This window comes from Bartonella silvatica, from assembly GCF_040545155.1.
In the GTDB taxonomy this organism is placed as follows: Bacteria; Pseudomonadota; Alphaproteobacteria; order Rhizobiales; family Rhizobiaceae; genus Bartonella; species Bartonella silvatica.
Window position 1 is genome coordinate 1 of sequence record NZ_JBEPLI010000075.1, and the last position, 1,346, is coordinate 1,346.

Annotated in this window: 1 protein-coding gene; it reads right to left on the minus strand. The window is 40.6% G+C overall.

The window, feature by feature from the left end:
• The coding region (locus tag ABID23_RS07995) for a restriction endonuclease (RefSeq protein WP_354190966.1) at positions 1–1,293 on the minus strand (1,293 nt) is incomplete at its 3' end.
• Positions 1,294–1,346: the final 53 nt, after the last annotated feature.

The following is a 1,346-nucleotide window of genomic DNA, read 5'->3' on the forward strand; positions in this document are numbered from 1 at the left end:
ACCCAAAACAATAATCTTATAAGGTGCTAAAAGTTCATTCTGAACGGCTTTTGAGAAAGTATAGGTATAAAGCTCTTTTCCATAGAGCTCTTCATCATCCATAGAAGCTAGAACGGCATTGATCTCATCGGCTTTCTTTTTGGCATCATCGGTAAAGATTTTGGGGGTTGCTGTCATGTACAGGCGTTTTTTGCCAAAAATGATGCTGTTATCGTGAACCTTGATAAAATCAGATTCATTGTCCTCTGTTCCCAATGAAGCCCCAGTGGTTCTATGGGCTTCATCACAGATGATCAGATCAAATTCGGGTAAATCATACTTTTTTTGTGCATCCGAAATCACTTGGATGGAATGATAAGTTGAAAACACCACGGTCATCAGATCATGTGAAACCTTACCCGCTTTACTAGCCAGTTCTTTTGCATCCGTGGTAGCAGGCAAGGCAAGATCAGAGCTATCAAATTCAAGAGCATCATTTTTATTCTTACGACGTTTTCCCACTTGTGTATCGGAACACACCGCAAAGGAGCGTAAAGGCACTTGTGTATCTTCTGTCCATTCACGGATTGTTTGAGAGATAAGAGCAAGAGAGGGTACCAGAAACAAAACACGCTTGCCTGTTCCTGCTATGGTTTCTGCTATCTTAAGGCTTGTGAAAGTTTTGCCCGTTCCACAGGCCATAATAAGCTTGCCACGGTCTGCTTCTTTTAACCCTTCACAGACTTTCTCAAGGGCTTCTTTTTGATGATCTAAAAGCTTTTTCTTCGGTTGCTCTTTAAGGACGGCTTGTCCTTGTTCTTTATAAGCCCCCCAATCGATTTGACTGCTTTCCAAATCAAAAAGGTTAATACGTTGAATACGAACCTCTTGTCCTTCACAAGTCAGTTCAACATTATCACTCCAATCTGTTTCGGTACTATCAATCAGTATACGACGGGTGAAGATCTTTTTGCCCGAAGCAGCAATAAAGCTATCAATATCTTCTTTTTTAATGATGTGAGAAGCATCATAGCATTTACATTGAATGGCAGCATAACCTCCTTCATCACGGATTGTAGCGACCAGATCAATCCCAATATCAGTTCCATCTTCTCCATGCTCTTGCGCCCATTCGCAATAGGTTTGAACCTTTTCGTATTCTTGCTTTTGAAGCGGGTCGTTTGTCAAATAAACCATGACAAGGTTTTCAAACAAGGTTCCTAATTCACGGGGTGATTTAGCTTTTTGACGATAATATTCCAACAGAGAGCGTAAAGTGACGTGTTCATTATCAGACTTATTAAAGTGATGCATATTACAACAGGGCTCCGTTTTCGTATGAGGGGTTTAATTCTCTTCAAAAGAAT